Genomic DNA, 15,568 nt, shown 5'->3' with positions numbered 1-15,568 from the left:
GCGCGCGTGTATGGCTTATCGGTTCAACTTACGGATCCGCTCCGACGGCGTAATGATGTCGGTGAGGCGGATACCGAACTTCTCGTTGACCACCACCACTTCACCTTGGGCGATCAGGTAGCCGTTGACAAGTACATCCATCGGTTCACCGGCCAGTGCGTCGAGTTCCACCACCGAACCTTGCGCAAGCTGCAGCAGGTTCTTGATGGGCACCTTGGTGCGGCCCAGCTCCACCGTCAACTGCACGGGGATGTCCAGGATCATGTCGATGTCGTTGCGCTGGGCACCGCCCAGGCCGTCGGCCGTCAGGGGCTTGAACACCGGGCTGGATTCGGCGGCGGCGGGCGCGGCGGCCGGCGGGTTTGCCGCAGCACGCTGCGCGGCTTCCAGGGCCATGGCCTCTTCCATCGTCATCTCGACATCGATGTCGTCGGCGTTGGCTTCGGGGTTCATGGTCGGTTCAGTTGTCATCGTCAGACTCCGTGGCAGCGTCGCTGCCGCTCATATTCAGCATGCGGTTGACCCGCAGCGCGTATTGGCCGTTGAACGTGCCGTAGTTGCATTCCATGACGGGCACGCCGTCTACCTTGGCGGTCACGCTGTCATCCAGCTCCAGCGGAATGACGTCGCCCACCTTCATGTTCAGGATGTCGGATACCTGCACCTTGGCCGTGGCGAGGTCGGCAATCAGCTCCACCTCGGCGGTCTGCACCTGTTGCGAGAGCAGCCGCAGCCAGCGCTTGTCCACTTCCAGCGCTTCGCCCTGGATGGCCGATGTGAGCCGGTCGCGGATCGGCTCGATCATCGTGTAGGGCATGCAGATGTGCACGTCGCCGCCGTTGTTGCCCAGCTCGATGCTGAAGCTGGTGGTGACCACCACTTCATTGGGCGTGGCCACGTTGGCGAACTCGGTGTGCATTTCCATGCGCAGGAATTCGAAATCGATCGGGTAGACCGGCTGCCACGCCTTGGCGTAGTGCTCGAACACGAGCTGCAGCATGCGCTGGATGATGCGCTGCTCCACATCGGTAAAGTCCCGGCCTTCCACGCGCATGTGGAAGCGGCCGTCGCCACCGAACAGGTTGTCGACCACCAGGAAGATCAGGTTGGGGTCGAATACGAACAGCGCCGTGCCGCGCAGCGGCTTGACGTGCACAAGGTTGAGCGAGGTCGGCACCACCAGGTTGCGGATGAACTCGCTGTACTTCTGCACCTTCACCGGCCCGACGGAGATTTCCGCGTTGCGCCGCATGAAGTTGAACAGCCCGATGCGCCAGTTGCGCGCGAACCGCTCGTTGATGATTTCCAGCGTGGGCATGCGCCCACGGACGATGCGCTCCTGCGAGCCCAGGTTGTACGAGCGTATGCCCGAGGGATCGGCGGCTTCGACGGGGTCGTCGTCCGCGTCATCGGACACGCCTTTCAGGAGCGCGTCGATTTCCTCCTGGGAAAGAAACTCTTCCTTGAGCATGTCACTGAATCACAAAGTTGGTGAACAAGACGTCTGCCACGGGCGATTCCTTGCCGACAGCCTTGAAGACGTGTTCGCACAGTTCAACGATTTCCTTGGCCAGCTTGACCTTGCCGTCCGCCGGATACAGCTCGGTAGGGGTCTTGCTGGCCAGGAGCATCAGGACCTTGCTGCGCAGCTCGGGCGTATAGGTCTTGATCTCTTCTTCGGCATGCTTGTCGAAGCTCTTGAACGTGATGCCGATCTGCAGGTAACGGTCGTTGCCTTCTTCGGGCTGCAGGTTGACGGTCAGGGTTTCCATGGCCACGAACACCGGCTCTTTGGGCTTGGGCGGTGCGGCGGGGCCGGATGCGGCGTGATTGCCGCCTCCGAGGAAGAACCAGGCGGCACCGCCGCCCATGCCGACGAGCAGGAGCACGATCAGGATGATCAGCAGCAGCTTGGTGGAGCCGCCCTTTGCTGGGGCGGGGGCGGTAGTGGCGGCAGCGGCTTCGGCCATGGGGATCACTCGGGGACTAAGGGGGGGTGGGCTTTCCCGGCTCGCGTCGCGCAACACACCGTAAAAAACAACGCAAAGCACAGAGTCGGGTTCTCGGATGGCATTCTTCCCCACCTCTGTCCAGCTCATTCCAGCAAGAAACGCGGTCAATCCTGCTTATCTCGGGCGTTTGCGACGTGCGGTGCAAAGCCGTACGATTTTATAAGTGACTCAGAGTGCACTTTATGTGGGGGGTTACGTTGCCCCGGGCGCCTGACCGGTACCCCTGTTCGCCTCTTGCACCGCAAAAGTGACGTTGGTCCGAAAGATTTGCCCGCGCTTGCCGTTGTAAGGAAAGAACAGGCCGGCATGGTCCGGCCCTGCATACCTGCATTGTTTTGCCGGAAGCCGCCTTGAATTCCTTGCCCTTTTCCACCCGTATTGACCTGGCGCTTGTCGATGCCGATGGCTTGCCGGCCGACTGTCCTGCGCGCGGCGAGCCGCCGGGCTTCTGCCCGAAGCTGGATCTGCTGTCGATGGTCAACGCGCTGACAGAGGGCATCCTCGTGTGTGGGTCGGACCGCCGCGTCACCTACGCCAATCCGAGCGCCGCGCGGCTGCTGGGTTTGCCGGTGGAGGCCCTGCTGGGGCGTTTGCTGCCCACGGTCGTCAATGCCGCGGTGGACGAGTTCGACGCGTCCATCCACGAGGCCGACTGGCCCGATCAAGAAGTGATCGCCGAAGGGCAGCCGCAGCTGAACCAGATTTTCGGGATGCACTGCGTGGATGGCCGCACGGTGTGGGTTTCGAGCAACTGGACGCCGCTGTATGCCGATGGCGGTCATTCGATGACGGCCTCTCCGCGGGCTTCGGAGGCCGGTGCAACGCCATATTCGGTGCTGGTGTCGCTGGTCGACATCACGCAGATCCGCGAAGCGCAGCAGCGCATCCGGCATCTGGCCACGCACGACACGCTGACGGGGTTGCTGAACCGCTCCGCGCTGGAAGATCGCCTGGAGCATGCTTTGGCGATTGCCCGCCGCAACCGCTCGCGCGTCTCGGTCATGTTCCTCGACCTCGATCGTTTCAAGAACGTCAACGACACGCTGGGCCACCAGTTTGGCGACATGCTGTTGCGCGAAGTGGCGGCCCGCCTGCAGGCCTGCGCGCGCGAAGCCGACACCGTGGCGCGCCTGGGCGGTGACGAATTTGTCGTCATGCTTGAAGCGCTTGATGGCCTGGGCACGCGGCGCGTGGCCGAACGCATTCTCTCGGCCATCAGCGCGCCGTTCCATATCGAGGGGCAGGAGCTGTACCTGGGTGTGTCGATCGGGATTGCCGTGGCGCCGCACGACGGCGACGACCCAAACACGCTGCTGCGCAAGGCCGATGCCGCCATGTACCTGGCAAAGGAGCGCGGCCGCAACAACTTCCAAACCTTTACGAGCGACCTGGACGATCGCGTCTCGCGCCGCTTCCGTATTGAATCGGGCCTGCGGCGTGCGAGCGACCGCAACGAGTTCTACGCCGACTACCAGCCGCGCGTGGATGTGCGCAGCGGACGCATCGTCGGCGTGGAAGCGCTCATCCGCTGGAACTCGGCCGATTTCGGCCGCATGATGCCCGGCCAGTTCATCCAGGACGCCGAAGAAACCGGCCTGATCGTCGAGATCGACCGCTGGATTCTGCGCGCCGCCTGCGACCAGCTTGCACGCTGGCGCCGCATCGGGCTGCCAGACCTGCGCATGTCGATCAACCTTTCGGGTCAGGCATTCAGCTCGGGGCAGTTGAGTGCGATGGTGCGTGGTGCGCTATCGACCAGCGGCTTGCCGGGTAACGCGGTGGAACTGGAGATGACCGAAGGCATCCTGATTCGCGACGATCCGTCATTGCATGCGCTGCTGACCGAGCTGCGCGCGATGGGCGTATCGCTGGCGCTGGACGATTTCGGTACCGGATATTCATCGCTGTCGTACCTGCACCGCTTCCCGATCGATACGCTGAAGATCGACCGTTCGTTCGTGCAAGACCTGCCGCATGTGGCCGAGCGCGCGGCCATCACGCGGGCCATCATCATGATGGCGCAGGCCATGGGCATGAAGACCGTGGCCGAAGGCGTGGAGACCACCGGCCAGCTTGAATTCCTGCGGAAAGTCGGCTGCGACGAGTTTCAGGGCTATCTGCTCACGCGGCCACTGGAGCCGACGGCGGTGCAGGATCTCGTGCGCGAGAACGCGCGCCGCTACGGCGAGCGCGTCCCCCGGTTTCTGTAAATATCGAGTTCATTTAGGGGACCCCGGAAAGCGTAGCGAGCGCCCCGAGGTTGGCGTGAGAAGCACAGCCGTACACGTGTACGGCGAGCATCGCAAGGCCAAGATCGGGGTGCGCAGTAGCTTTACGGGGCACCCTAGAGTTGGAGGCCGTTGCTGACCACGTACATGGTCAGCTCGGCGTTGTTGCGCAGCTTCATTTTCGAGAGCACGCGCCCCCGGTACACGCTGACCGTCTTGACGCTGATCTGCAGTGCCTCGGCAATCTCGCCCAGCGTGCGGCCGGAGCCCAGCATGCGCAGCGTCTGGAATTCGCGGTCGGATAGGATGTCGTGGCGGGGCTTGTCCCAGTCGACGTTCAGGTTGTCGGCCAGGACTTCCACAAGGTCCGAAGGCAGGTATTTCTTGCCCTTGGAGATGGCGTTGACGGCGGCCAGCAACTGCGGCTGGCTGGCGTCCATTGGCAGATAGCCGGCGGCGCCCGCCTTCAGCGCCCGGACGGCAAGCAGCGCTTCGGGGTGACGGCCCAGTGCCAGCACGGCCAGGCGCGCATGCTGCTGGCGCACGGTCTTGATGGTCTGGAATTCGTCCCCGGTGGCCGATTCCACCGAGAAAAGCATGACGTCCCACTCGCGCTGGGCGAGCAGGTCGTTATTGGCATCGCGCAGGTCCGGCACGGCCTCGATCTGCCGGGCCAGGCGCGAATCCTTGAGGATCTGGCGCAGGCCGACACGGGCAATATCGTGCGGTTCGACGATCAGGACATTGAGCATGGTGGGTGTTGCGGGTCAAACGCGGGCTCGCATCGAGCTCTTCTTTCCGCCGGCAGGCTGTTGGGCCGACCTGGCAGGCTTGCAACTCCCCATCTGTGCACTGTGTGGCGCTCTATATAGAGAAGGATGCTGGCGCCTATGGACTGGTCGATCGAGTATAGCCGAGGGCCTGCAGGCCAAGAAGCAGGCTCACCGCCTCTTTTGGAGGGGTGCCTAAAGTCAGGCGCCCGCAAGCCCAAACCGCCGCCGACGCACAAATTTGTCAAGGCGACCCTAAACTTTCCTCAGAGGCCACCGATAACCTGAGTACAACGCAGACCTGATCCCCTTCAAGTTGCAGGTCACGTTGCCCGGCCTAGCCGGAATTAGCAAACACGGGCAACAAACCATCGGGAAACTTAGGAGCCGTCATGTCCCTCAGCCTCAATACCAACATCTCGTCCCTGCAAACGCAGCAAGCTCTGTCGCAATCGCAGTCCGCTCTGCAAACGTCGCTGCAACGTCTGTCGACCGGCCTGCGCGTGAACAGCGCCAAGGACGATGCCGCCGCTTACGCTGTGTCGTCGAGCCTGACCACCACGCTGAACTCGCAAACCCAAGGTATCCAGAACGCCAACAACGCTCAGTCGTACCTGCAAACGGCTGACTCGTACCTGGGCCAGGTTGAAAACAACCTGCAACGTATGCGCCAACTGGCTGTGGAAGCCAACAACGGCGGTCTGTCGACCACCGACCAGGCCAACCTGGACAAGGAATACCAACAGCTGGCCACCGCCAACAAGAACATCGAAACGAACGCCAACTACAACGGCGCCAAGCTGTTCGATGGTTCGGTGACTTCGACCACGTTCCAGTACGGCCAAAGCGCATCGACCGACGTCGCCACCGTCACCAACGCCAACCTGGCCAGCTTCGGTACGCTGTCGAGCACGAGCGTGACCTCGACTGCCAACGCAACGGCAGCTCAGGCGGCCATCGATACCGATCTGGCTAACCTGAAGTCGGCACGTGCCAGCCTGGGTGCACAGCAAAGCGGTCTGAGCTCGACCATCAACACGCTGACCTCGTCGAACACCGCCCTGTCGGCTGCCAAGTCGGCCATGATCGATACCGACTATGCGTCGGAAACGTCGAACATGACCCGCCAGAACATCCTGCAGCAAGCGGGTACGGCGATGCTGGCGCAAGCCAACTCGGCACCGAACAGCATCCTGAGCCTGCTGAAGGGTTAATCAGTAAGTTGGATGCAGCCTCGCCGCCTCGCGGTTGGGCCAAGGGCCGGCGCTCCTCGGGGCGTCGGCCTTTTTTCTTTTGTCGGATACCCCACTTTTTCGTGGGTGGCGCCTGCATAACCTGCCCTAAAGAAGCTGCGGCCAGTGCCGTTGTGTAGAGAGACTTCCGCCGGCGCAGATGCTTATCGGACCCGATCATGGCGACTACCACTACCACCTCCTCAACCAGCAGCTACGTTCCGCCGATCTCCATTCCCGGTATCGGGACGAGCATCGATGTCAATTCGCTGGTGTCCAGCCTCATGAAGGTGGAAAGCCAGCCGCTGACGCAACTGCAGACGCAGCAAAGCTCGTACCAGACGCAGCTGTCGGCCGTTGGTTCGCTCAAGAGTGCGCTATCGACCTTCCAGACCGCGTTGTCAAACCTGACGAGCGCGTCGAACTACAGCGCGATGAAGGCCAGCGGCTACGACACGTCGATGCTGAGTGCGTCGGTGACGGGCTCGGCGCCTGCAGGTTCCTACGCGGTCAATGTCACGCAGCTTGCGCAATCGCAGGTGCTGGCGGCGCAGGGGCAGACGTCCACCACGACCGCCATCGGCAGCGGTGCCTCGACCACGATTTCGTTCTCGTTCGGCTCGGTGTCGGGCGGCTCGTTTTCCGGTGGCAAGTACACCGGTTCGACGTTCACGCAGAACGGCAATCTGGCGGGTGGCTCGATCACGATCGATTCTTCCAACAACACGCTGGCGGGCATCCGTGACGCGATCAACTCGGCCAACCTGGGTGTGTCGGCCAGCATCGTGAACGACGGCAGCGGCAGCCCGTACCGTCTGGTGCTGACGTCCACCGCAGGAGGCTCCAGCTCGGAGATGAAGATTTCGGTGTCGGGCGACTCGACGCTGCAATCGCTGCTCTCGCAAGACCCGGCTGGCACGCAGAACATGACCGAGGTGACCACGGGCCAGAACGCCCTGGCCACCATCAACGGCATTGCCGTGCAGAGCCCGACCAACACGTTGTCGAACGTGGTGGACGGTACGTCCTTCACGCTCTCAAAGACGGGCAGCACCAACGTGACGGTGGGCAACGACCCGACCGCCACCACCACCGCCGTCACCAACTTCGTGAACGGCTACAACGCGCTGCGCACGCAACTGAATTCGCTCACCAAGATCGACACCGCCAACAGCGCCAACAACGGCCCGCTGGCGGGCGATGTGAGCACCAAGACGCTCATCAACCAGATTACCGACGTGCTGGGCCAGGCGGTCGGCAACGGCAATTACCAGTCGCTGGGCAGCGTGGGTGTGACGATGAATTCCGACGGCACGCTGTCGGTTGACAACACCAAGCTGTCGGCAGCGGTTGCAAAGTCGCCCAGCCAGGTGGCGGGCTTGTTTGCCGGTACCGGCACGGCCACCGATTCGCTCGTCAGCGTGCCGACGTTTTCGGATTCCACGCAGGCCGGCACCTACGCCGTCAACGTGACGCAGTTGGCCACGCAGGGCACGCTCACGGGTTCTGCCGCCGCCAACACGACCATCACGGCGGGTGTGAATGACACGCTCGCGTTCAACATCAGCGGCATGTCCGTCAACGTGACGTTGGCGGCCGGCAGCTACACCGCAGCGACCCTGGCTGCGCAGATCCAGAGCCAGATCAACGCATCGACCACGCTGCAGAGCGCCAAGGTCACTGCGTCGGTGTCGGCTGACGCCAGCGGCGTGCTGAGCGTGACCGATAGCCAGTTCGGCTCGGTGTCGGCGGTGTCGGTATCAGGCGCGGGGGCTTCATCGCTCTTCGGCGCGAGCCCGACGGCCACCAACGGTCTGGATGTGCAGGGCACCATCAACGGCGTTGCTGCCACCAGTTCGGGGCAGAACCTGTATGGGGTCAGCGGTTCGGCCACCGACGGCTTGACGGTGCAGGTGGCCGGCGGCCCGCTGGGCGCCCGTGGCACGGTCACGGTGCAGCGCGGTTACGCCGCCCAGCTCAATACGGTGATGACGAGCCTGCTGTCGTCCAGCGGCATGGTGCAGAACGAGACGGACGCGATCAACAGTTCGCTCACTTCGCTTGCCAGCCAGATCACCGCCATGCAGACGCGGCTGGATAACAAGCAGGCGCTGTACTACACGCAGTTCAACGCGTTGTCGGCAGCGGTGGCGAGCATGACGAACACAAGCAATTACCTGACGACGCAGCTCGCGGCCATTGCGAAGCAAACTTCGAGCAGCAACTAAGCCAGGTTCAGGTTTAGAGCACAACCCAAAACAAAACAGACTACAGCGAGGACCTTTTCCATGTACGCTGCACGCCGTGCCATCGGTGCCTATGCGCAAGTCGGCATCGAGACGTCCGTGGTAGACGCCAATCCGCACCGCCTCATCGCCATGCTGTTCGAAGGCGCGCGCGCCGCCATCAACCTGGCCGGCGCCGCCATCCAGCGCGGCGACGTGCTGGCCAAGGTGCGGGCGTTCGACAAGGCCATCTCGATCATCGGCCAGGGCCTGCAGGCCAGCCTCGATCACCAGCGCGGCGGCGACATCGCTGTGCAACTGAACACGCTGTACGACTACATGCTGCGCCGCCTGCTGGTGGCCAACGGCAACAACGATCTGACAATCCTCGCAGAGGTGGACGCCTTGTTGGTCCCGCTGCAGGATGCGTGGCTCGCCATCGGCCAGACCGGCCAGCCGGCTGCCGCCGCGGCGAACAGCCATCTGAGCGTTGTGAGCTGATTGCCGGTCGTTTGTAGGAACGCGACCTTTGACTGAATTCGGCCCAACTGGAGCCAATATGCACCGCAACATCCCGATCAAGGACAGCGAAAGTCTGTTCACCTGCTACGAAGCCATCGCACGCCTGACCGCCGAAATGGTCAGCGCGGCCGAAGTGGGTAACTGGGAAGTCGTCAGTACGCTGGAACGCGAGAGCGCCGCCTATGTGGATGCGCTGCGCCGTTCCGAGCCGCATCCGCAGCTCTCGCGTGCAGACGTGGAGCGCAAGCGCACGCTGCTCGTGCGCATTCTGGAAGATGACGCCCGCGTGCGCGCCATGGTGTATCCGCGCCTGGACCGCCTGCAGAAGCGCATCGACACGGCGCGCCGCGCCACCACCGCAAGCAACGCTTACGGCAGCATGGCGCGTTATTGAGACGAAGCGTCCTGCAGCTGTTTTGACAGCGTCAGATAGTGCTCGGACTTGCGTGCGAGCGCGTGACTCTGCATCTGGTACACGATCGCCAGTTGCTGGGCAGCGAGGAAGCTGCCCCGGCCGACGACGCTGCCGTCCATCTCCGGTTGATCGCCGATCTCAAGGCAACGGTTGAAGACCTGCTCTGCCAACGGTAGCCACCGGGCGCCTGCCTCATCAGGCTGCTTGGCCGCCGCATCCAGCAACACCAATCCCAGCGCAAAGCACAGATCAGGAAAGTCCGGCCACGTCTGGATGGCGACATCGCCTTGCGCGAGCGCCTCTTCAACGCGGTCGGCCTTGCCGAGGCTGTACACATAGCGCAGCGCGAGGTTGCGGCGGTAGGGCGCGTCAGGCGGCGCCAGGCTGAAGGCGCGTGCGTAGTACGTTGCGGCCTTTGCGTAGTCTTCATGGTGCAGCTCGGTTTCCTTGCCGAGCTGATACAGCACGTATGGGTCGTCCGGCCGGTGCGCGAGCTCATCGAGCAGCAGTTGCGTATTGCGCTCGCCTTTCTTCTGCATCTTGGCCGCGGTATAGCCGTCGTGGCGGACCACGATCGGCACGCGCGCCGCTGGCAATGACGACACCGGCTGCTCGTGAATGCGCCCCGTATAGTGCACGCCACGCGGCAGCACGCGCGGGATCCACGCAATCAGTTGGCTGGCGGCTTCGGCCGCATCGGTATCGTTCTTGACGCACACCACGCCCACGGACGGCTCTCGGCCGCAGAGCGTGCGGAGGTGCTCGCCGCCACTCTCCAGCCATTCGTCAGCGTCGAGGACGAGATTCCAGTCGGCATTGGCAGCCTGCAGCGCGGTGTTGCGCGCGGCCGAGAAATCGTTCGTCCAGGCCATGTGGCTGACGAGCGCGCCGCACGACTGGGCAATGGCTACGGTGTCGTCGGTCGAGCCCGTATCCAGCACCACCATGCGATCGACAAACGGCTTGGCGCTGAGCAGGCAGCGCGCAATGCTGGCGGCTTCATTGCGGGCGATGACAACCAGCGCCACATCGGCGGAAGCGGACGGTGCGCTCATTCGCGGTCGTCCGCCGTAGCCAGTGCGTCGAGCAGCTTGCGCAGCACGTTGCGCGTGGCGCCAATCTCGTCCAATTCCAGCGGAATCTTGCAGACAAGGGCTTCGGGCACCTTGGCAGCGCGCTCGCGCAGCCCGCGGCCGGCATCGGTCAGCTCGATGACGACGCGGCGCTGATCCTCGGGATCGCGCGTGCGGGTGACGAGGCCTTGTTCTTCCAGGCGCTTGAGCAACGGGGTCAGCGTACCCGTATCGAGGTACAGCGTGCGGCCGAGGTCACCTACGGCGCACGGCGCCTGCTGCCAGCACGCCAGCATCACGAGGTATTGCGGATAGGTCAGGCCCAGCTCATCCAGCAGCGGCCGATAGAGGCGCGTCAGTAGATGGCCTGCGGCATACAAAGGAAAGCAGAGCTGCTGATCGAGCGCCAGCACGTCGTTCACGGAAAACTCCCGGGGGGACGGTCTGGCGCCCGAGCGGCGAGTGCCGCATCGGCCCTGAAAAGGCTAAGCGAGGCTCAGCGCGTGACCGTGTTCAATTGGACGTCAATATTGCCACGGACGGCATGCGAATAGGGGCATACACCATGTGCGGCAGCCACAAGCGCCTCCGCCGTCGCCTGATCAACGCCGCTCAGGGTGGCCGCCAGCGACACCGTCAACGCAAACCCGCCGTCTTCGCGCGGGCCGATGCCGACCGTGGCCGTGACCGATGTCGACGCCAGCTTGATCTGCTTGGCACGTGCAACATGCAGCACTGCATTTTCAAAGCAGGCGGCGTAACCGGCGGCAAACAGTTGCTCAGGGTTGGTGGCGGCACCGCCAGCGCCGCCGAGTTCGCGCGGCAGCGACAGGGGCAGGTCAAGCGTGCCGTCGGCGCTGCGAACATGGCCGGCGCGGCCGCCTTCAGCGGTGACTTGGGTCTGGTAAAGCGTCTTCATGGTCGGGTCCTCTTGCTGGGAAACCCGGTCGGCGACATGTCGGCCGGGAGATCGATGTCGGAAATCGATGATGCAATTATATTGCGTGCAATATAAATCGCAAGGGCGACCGCAAACCCTTTTCCCAAACGTGGAAAAAGGGGGAGGGGAGAGTGATCTCAGATCGACATGCTCATGATGCTTTGATAGGCCGAGACCAGCTTGTTGCGCACCTGTACGGCCGTCTGCATGTCGATGTTGGCCTTCTGCAGCGAGAGCATCACGTCGTGCAGGTCGACGTCGTTGTTGCCCATTTCAAAGCTGCGAGAGATGGACTCGGCCTTCTGCTGTGAAGCGTCGACGCGGTCCAGCGACGACTTCAGCACGGAGCCGAAGTCGACGCTGGGTTTGCCGGTTTCGCCACTGGCTGTGCTGCCGCCGACAGTGGACGGCGCCAGCACGCTGTTCATCAGCGAGACCACGGAATGGGCGTTGGAGAGATCCATGTGGGTGTGACCAGTGACTCAGGGGAATTTGGCGAGCGTTTCGAGTTCCGACACGAAACGGACTTCGCGGCCGGCCGGCACCGCAATGTCCATCGGGATCGGCGTGACGACGATGGTGTGATGCGGAATGGCGTCATCGTCGTCGAGCACCAGGAACTCCGTGTCGGCAAAGCCGTGCGCGTGGTGGAAGACCTGCAGCGGCGCGCGGCGCAGCGTGGCGTACTTCGGCGGCTCGGGCTTGAACGGGTCGAGCTTGGTCACGTATTCGAACGCCGCGTTGACACGGTACAGGTCATACGGTGCGGGAAGATCGGACACTTCACCCAGCGCGCGGACGCGGTTCGCGATGTAGTAGTTGTCGATCCAGTTGCCGCCTTCATGCGTGCGCAGGCGCAGCGCAACCTTCATGCGTGCCAGCACGAACTGGTTGATGGCGTTCAGCCATTCGGGGCGCTCGGCGGCCGGCAGCGTGTGCGAGAACTTGCCGAACAGATATTCGAGACCACCGCGATAGCGGTCCCACGCGTGTTTCACTTCTTCGTTGCCGGCCTGGGCGCGGGTCTCGTCGGCAAAGTAGCGCGAGACCGAACGATAGAACGGCGTCTTGCTGAAGTACACCGCGCTGGAGCCGAGCATTTCCGCCGCGTGCACGAAGGCGTAGAACGCAGGTTCCGGCGCGCTGAAGTAGATGCGGTCCATCACCTCGCGGCGCGCCAGGTAGATCTCCGGAAAGAGGTGGTGCGACAACACCAGTGCCAGCAGCTTGGCGTAGTCGTGCTGCTCGATCAGGTAGTTGTCGTCCTGGCGATAGAACGCGGTGACGTCCTGCCGCGTCGGCAAGTCGTGAATGAACCACGGCGCAAAGATGACATCCACGCCCGGGTTGCGCTCGAAGATGTCGATGTTGTTGTTGATTTCGGCCAGGATCGGGAGGTCGTCATCGGCGTGGTAGAGCACGTACTTGCCCTGCGCGCTGCGATAGAGCTGGTTCAGGTTTTCTGCCGAGCCGAGGTTCGACGGGCGGCGGAAATACCGGATGTTCAGCTTGTCCTGGTAGCGGCCCACGACCTCTTCGGTGGCGTCGGTCGAGCAGTTGTCGCCGATCAGCAATTCGTAGCTGAACTTCAGCTCGCCAATCTGCGAGACGAGTTCTGCAAGCAGATTCTCGAGATAGCGGGCGCGGTTGTAGGTCGGGATGCAGACGCTCAGCGCAACCTGCTGGATGACCGCGTCGTGCTTCACGGGCGCGATGTCCTGCAGCGCTTCGGTTTGGATTGCTTCGATCTCACTCATTGGATGAACTCGCGCCAGTGGAGGGTCTGAGGGCACATGTACTGCTTGCCGGCCGGGCCGTGGTTGGCAATCAGGTCCAGGCTGCTGACAAACGGGGTGAACGCGCCATGCAGTTGCGGATACGGCCGCATGGCGTAATTCATGTATTCGACTGCAACGCCTTGCTGCTCGAACTCGGCGTGGGCCAGGTAGTTCTTGGCGCCGTGTCCAGTGATGTAGGTGTCGCCTTGCAGCTTCTTCACGATGGCGAGTACGCGGTCGCTGTTGCGGCCGGGAATGTCCAGCTCAGGCGAGTCGACAAACTTGCTGTCCAGGTCGATGCCCAGGTAGCGGCACACCGCGCGCATGGACGCCAGTGCCAGCGCACCCATGTTGGCGTACTCGGCCTCGTACACCGTGCGCACCAGCGCCAGCATGTCGCTTGCATGCGGTGCGGCTTCGTAGGCCTGCTCCAGCATGCGCAGATGCTGCGCACGCCAGTCGACATTGGTAGCGGGTTTGACTTCATCAATGCGCGCACCGAGGTGGAACTTCTCCAGCGGCACCGTCATCCAGCGCGTGCCGGCCGGCTCCTTGATCTGCACCCGGTTGGTGAAGCTGCCCTTGGAGAACTGCACGTCAGCGTAATTGACGAGCACATCCGCCAGCATGATCTGCTCGAGCAGACCCACCCACGGGAACAGCATCGGTTGTGTGATCACGACCTTCATGACGCCAGCATCCGTTCCATCAGGACAACGTCATGCCAACGGTTGTCTTGCAGGTAGTGGCCGGCCAACGTGCCGATGGTGCGGAAGTCGAGCTTCTCGTACAGCGCGATGGCGCGTGTGTTTTCGGCCAGCACCTCCAGCGTGATCTTGCGCAGGCACAGCGTTTCGCTGGCGTACGCAAACGCGGCTTCGCATGCGGCCCGCCCGTGGCCCTTGCCTTGCGCGGACGACGCCAGGCAGATGCCCAGCGAAGCGTGTCGATTGACCGCATCGATGTGGTTCAACTGCAGATAGCCCAGCACGCTGTCATCTGCTTGGCTGGCAATGACGAAGAGCACCAGGTCGCTCTGCTTCGATTTCGCGATCAGCCAGTCGCGCACACTCGCAGCCGAGTTTGGCCGCGGGCGCGTCATGAGCTGCAGCTGCGTCGGCACGTCGTTGCGCAGCGGCAGCAGTTGGGCGATGTCGCTCTCGCGCCATTCCCGAAGAACGAGTGAACCGCGCGCGATCATGGCTGGAAACGGAAATAGCGGAAGCGATTCGGATACGCGGCTTCCACGGTGTGCCGCACTTCATCGGCAATGACCGGGTTCACGGCCAGGTACACCACTTCAACTTCGTCCGGAATGCTGTCGAGCGCCACCACCGGCTTGCCGGCCAGGGACGACCCTTGCAGGTACGGGTTCTGATCGACAAACGCGCGCAGGGCATGCGGCTGTTGCAGGTTGCTTGCGGTGTAGGCGCCGTAGAACCCGGCACCGTAAATCACAGCGGGCGCGCTGCCGTGCTGCGTTTCAAAGTCCGTCAGATGGCTGGAGGCTTGCTGCCAGAAACCCGCAAGCTTGCGAGCGGCGCGCTGCGTGTCGGCCAATTCTTGTGTGTCGAGCATCGGCGCGACTTTGCTGTCACCAGGACGGCGCACGGCGGTCACGACGAACGCGCCACGATGGCTTTGGGCGTCGGCCTCGAGCAGATCAAACCCGTGGTTGGCCAGCAGCGTCTGCAGCGACGTGTGCGTGAAATGGTTGACGTGATCGGCCACCAGAAAGTCGACCGAGTTGGTGAACGTGTTTGGCACGATCGCGTACAGCCGGCCGCCGTCACGCAGCAGGCTGTGGATGTTGCGCAGCGCGGTCGTCAGGTCGGGGATGTGCTCCAGCGAGAAGAACGAGCTGACGACATCGAACGAACGCTGCCATGCCGGCGGAATCGTGTACGTCGCCCATTGTTCGGGGCTCAGGAACTTTTCCCAGAAGCCGACGTAGCGGTCGCTGATATCGAACAGGTGGACGTTTACGTCGGGGCGCTGCTGTTTCAGCAGGCGCATAGTGGCGCTTTTTGCGCAGCCGAAGTCGACCACCCGAGCGCCTTCCGGCAGGGCCAGCTTGCGTTGGAACGTGGCGACCTGGTGGTCGGCACGGAAGATCTTCTGGCCGTTCTCAACCGCGTAGATCTGGTCTTCTTCCTCGCTGCCCACGAGGATGTCGTACTCCGTGTCGTAGAAGCTGCCGTTGTCACACAGCTCGGCGGTCTGGATATGGCCGCACGCGGCACAGCAGAAGACTTCCAGCGTGCCGTCCATGGCACGACGCAGGGAAGACAGCGAGCTTTGCGGCGCAGCGCGGTAAATCGGTTCGGCCAGCGGTTGCTGGCAGACATTGCAGGGCAGTGCACCTTGGGTCAT

The 15,568-nt window shown here is 63.0% G+C and carries 17 protein-coding genes; 5 read left to right on the top strand and 12 right to left on the bottom strand.

The window, feature by feature from the left end; genetic code table 11:
* Positions 1–15 precede the first annotated feature (15 nt).
* From fliN to fliL, 3 genes are read right to left on the bottom strand one after another with little or no spacing between them, the layout of a single operon-like run.
* Positions 16–471: a flagellar motor switch protein FliN gene (fliN, locus tag ACTJK6_RS18220; protein ID WP_004631438.1), complete on the bottom strand. Its 456-nt coding sequence runs from the start codon at positions 469–471 to the stop codon at positions 16–18.
* Complete coding sequence (gene fliM, locus ACTJK6_RS18215; protein ID WP_232039039.1) at positions 461–1,471, bottom strand: flagellar motor switch protein FliM; 1,011 nt, start codon at positions 1,469–1,471, stop codon at positions 461–463. Before fliM ends, fliN begins: the two co-directional genes overlap by 11 nt.
* Before the next feature lies 1 nt (position 1,472).
* Positions 1,473–1,970, bottom strand: coding sequence for a flagellar basal body-associated protein FliL (gene fliL, locus ACTJK6_RS18210; RefSeq protein ID WP_024542098.1), 498 nt, complete (start codon positions 1,968–1,970; stop codon positions 1,473–1,475).
* Positions 1,971–2,485: 515 nt separating this feature from the next.
* Between fliL and ACTJK6_RS18205 the strand changes: the two genes are divergently transcribed.
* Positions 2,486–4,222, top strand: coding sequence for an EAL domain-containing protein (locus tag ACTJK6_RS18205; RefSeq protein WP_440840045.1), 1,737 nt, complete (start codon positions 2,486–2,488; stop codon positions 4,220–4,222).
* A gap of 134 nt (positions 4,223–4,356) precedes the next feature.
* On the opposite strand, the gene ACTJK6_RS18200 is transcribed toward ACTJK6_RS18205, so the two are convergent.
* The gene (locus ACTJK6_RS18200) at positions 4,357–4,992 is read right to left on the bottom strand and encodes a LuxR C-terminal-related transcriptional regulator (protein ID WP_024977602.1); all 636 of its coding nucleotides are present in this window, start codon (positions 4,990–4,992) and stop codon (positions 4,357–4,359) included.
* A 410-nt stretch (positions 4,993–5,402) separates the two neighbouring features.
* On the opposite strand from ACTJK6_RS18200, the gene ACTJK6_RS18195 reads away from it, so the two are divergent.
* From ACTJK6_RS18195 to ACTJK6_RS18180, 4 genes are all read left to right on the top strand, one after another.
* Complete coding sequence (locus tag ACTJK6_RS18195; RefSeq protein WP_316871885.1) at positions 5,403–6,224, top strand: flagellin N-terminal helical domain-containing protein; 822 nt, start codon at positions 5,403–5,405, stop codon at positions 6,222–6,224.
* A gap of 197 nt (positions 6,225–6,421) precedes the next feature.
* On the top strand, positions 6,422–8,470 hold the full coding sequence (gene fliD / locus ACTJK6_RS18190) for a flagellar filament capping protein FliD (protein WP_440839747.1): 2,049 nt from the start codon (positions 6,422–6,424) through the stop codon (positions 8,468–8,470).
* 60 nt (positions 8,471–8,530) lie between these two features.
* On the top strand, positions 8,531–8,968 hold the full coding sequence (gene fliS, locus ACTJK6_RS18185) for a flagellar export chaperone FliS (RefSeq protein WP_232039042.1): 438 nt from the start codon (positions 8,531–8,533) through the stop codon (positions 8,966–8,968).
* Positions 8,969–9,026: 58 nt separating this feature from the next.
* Positions 9,027–9,383 (top strand): flagellar protein FliT, encoded by a 357-nt coding sequence (locus ACTJK6_RS18180; protein WP_027679883.1) that lies wholly within the window; start codon positions 9,027–9,029, stop codon positions 9,381–9,383.
* Here the strand turns inward: ACTJK6_RS18180 and ACTJK6_RS18175 are convergent.
* The 8 genes from ACTJK6_RS18175 to ACTJK6_RS18140 all read right to left on the bottom strand — a co-directional run bounded on the left by ACTJK6_RS18175 (position 9,377) and on the right by ACTJK6_RS18140 (position 15,568).
* Positions 9,377–10,459 carry a glycosyltransferase gene (locus ACTJK6_RS18175; protein ID WP_440839746.1) on the bottom strand — a complete coding sequence of 361 codons (1,083 nt, stop codon included), beginning with the start codon at positions 10,457–10,459 and terminating at the stop codon, positions 9,377–9,379. The genes ACTJK6_RS18180 and ACTJK6_RS18175 overlap by 7 nt on opposite strands.
* Positions 10,456–10,899 carry a MarR family winged helix-turn-helix transcriptional regulator gene (locus ACTJK6_RS18170; RefSeq protein WP_433868278.1) on the bottom strand — a complete coding sequence of 148 codons (444 nt, stop codon included), beginning with the start codon at positions 10,897–10,899 and terminating at the stop codon, positions 10,456–10,458. The genes ACTJK6_RS18175 and ACTJK6_RS18170 overlap by 4 nt, the downstream gene beginning before the upstream one ends.
* A 74-nt stretch (positions 10,900–10,973) precedes the next feature.
* Positions 10,974–11,396 (bottom strand): organic hydroperoxide resistance protein, encoded by a 423-nt coding sequence (locus ACTJK6_RS18165; RefSeq protein WP_232039045.1) that lies wholly within the window; start codon positions 11,394–11,396, stop codon positions 10,974–10,976.
* Positions 11,397–11,554: 158 nt separating this feature from the next.
* On the bottom strand, positions 11,555–11,881 hold the full coding sequence (fliE, locus tag ACTJK6_RS18160) for a flagellar hook-basal body complex protein FliE (protein ID WP_027679887.1): 327 nt from the start codon (positions 11,879–11,881) through the stop codon (positions 11,555–11,557).
* 18 nt (positions 11,882–11,899) lie between these two features.
* Positions 11,900–13,174 carry a glycosyltransferase family 2 protein gene (locus ACTJK6_RS18155; RefSeq protein WP_012430701.1) on the bottom strand — a complete coding sequence of 425 codons (1,275 nt, stop codon included), beginning with the start codon at positions 13,172–13,174 and terminating at the stop codon, positions 11,900–11,902.
* Positions 13,171–13,884 carry a WbqC family protein gene (locus ACTJK6_RS18150; RefSeq protein ID WP_440839745.1) on the bottom strand — a complete coding sequence of 238 codons (714 nt, stop codon included), beginning with the start codon at positions 13,882–13,884 and terminating at the stop codon, positions 13,171–13,173. Before ACTJK6_RS18150 ends, ACTJK6_RS18155 begins: the two co-directional genes overlap by 4 nt.
* The gene (locus ACTJK6_RS18145) at positions 13,881–14,396 is read right to left on the bottom strand and encodes a GNAT family N-acetyltransferase (RefSeq protein WP_343619757.1); all 516 of its coding nucleotides are present in this window, start codon (positions 14,394–14,396) and stop codon (positions 13,881–13,883) included. Before ACTJK6_RS18145 ends, ACTJK6_RS18150 begins: the two co-directional genes overlap by 4 nt.
* Complete coding sequence (locus ACTJK6_RS18140) at positions 14,393–15,568, bottom strand: class I SAM-dependent methyltransferase (protein WP_343619755.1); 1,176 nt, start codon at positions 15,566–15,568, stop codon at positions 14,393–14,395. Before ACTJK6_RS18140 ends, ACTJK6_RS18145 begins: the two co-directional genes overlap by 4 nt.

The organism is Ralstonia sp. 22086 (assembly GCF_052045975.1).
GTDB classification, from domain to species: domain Bacteria; phylum Pseudomonadota; class Gammaproteobacteria; order Burkholderiales; family Burkholderiaceae; genus Ralstonia; species Ralstonia wenshanensis.
Note: the sequence above shows the minus strand (reverse complement) of the source record. Positions and strands in the feature narration are given on the sequence as shown.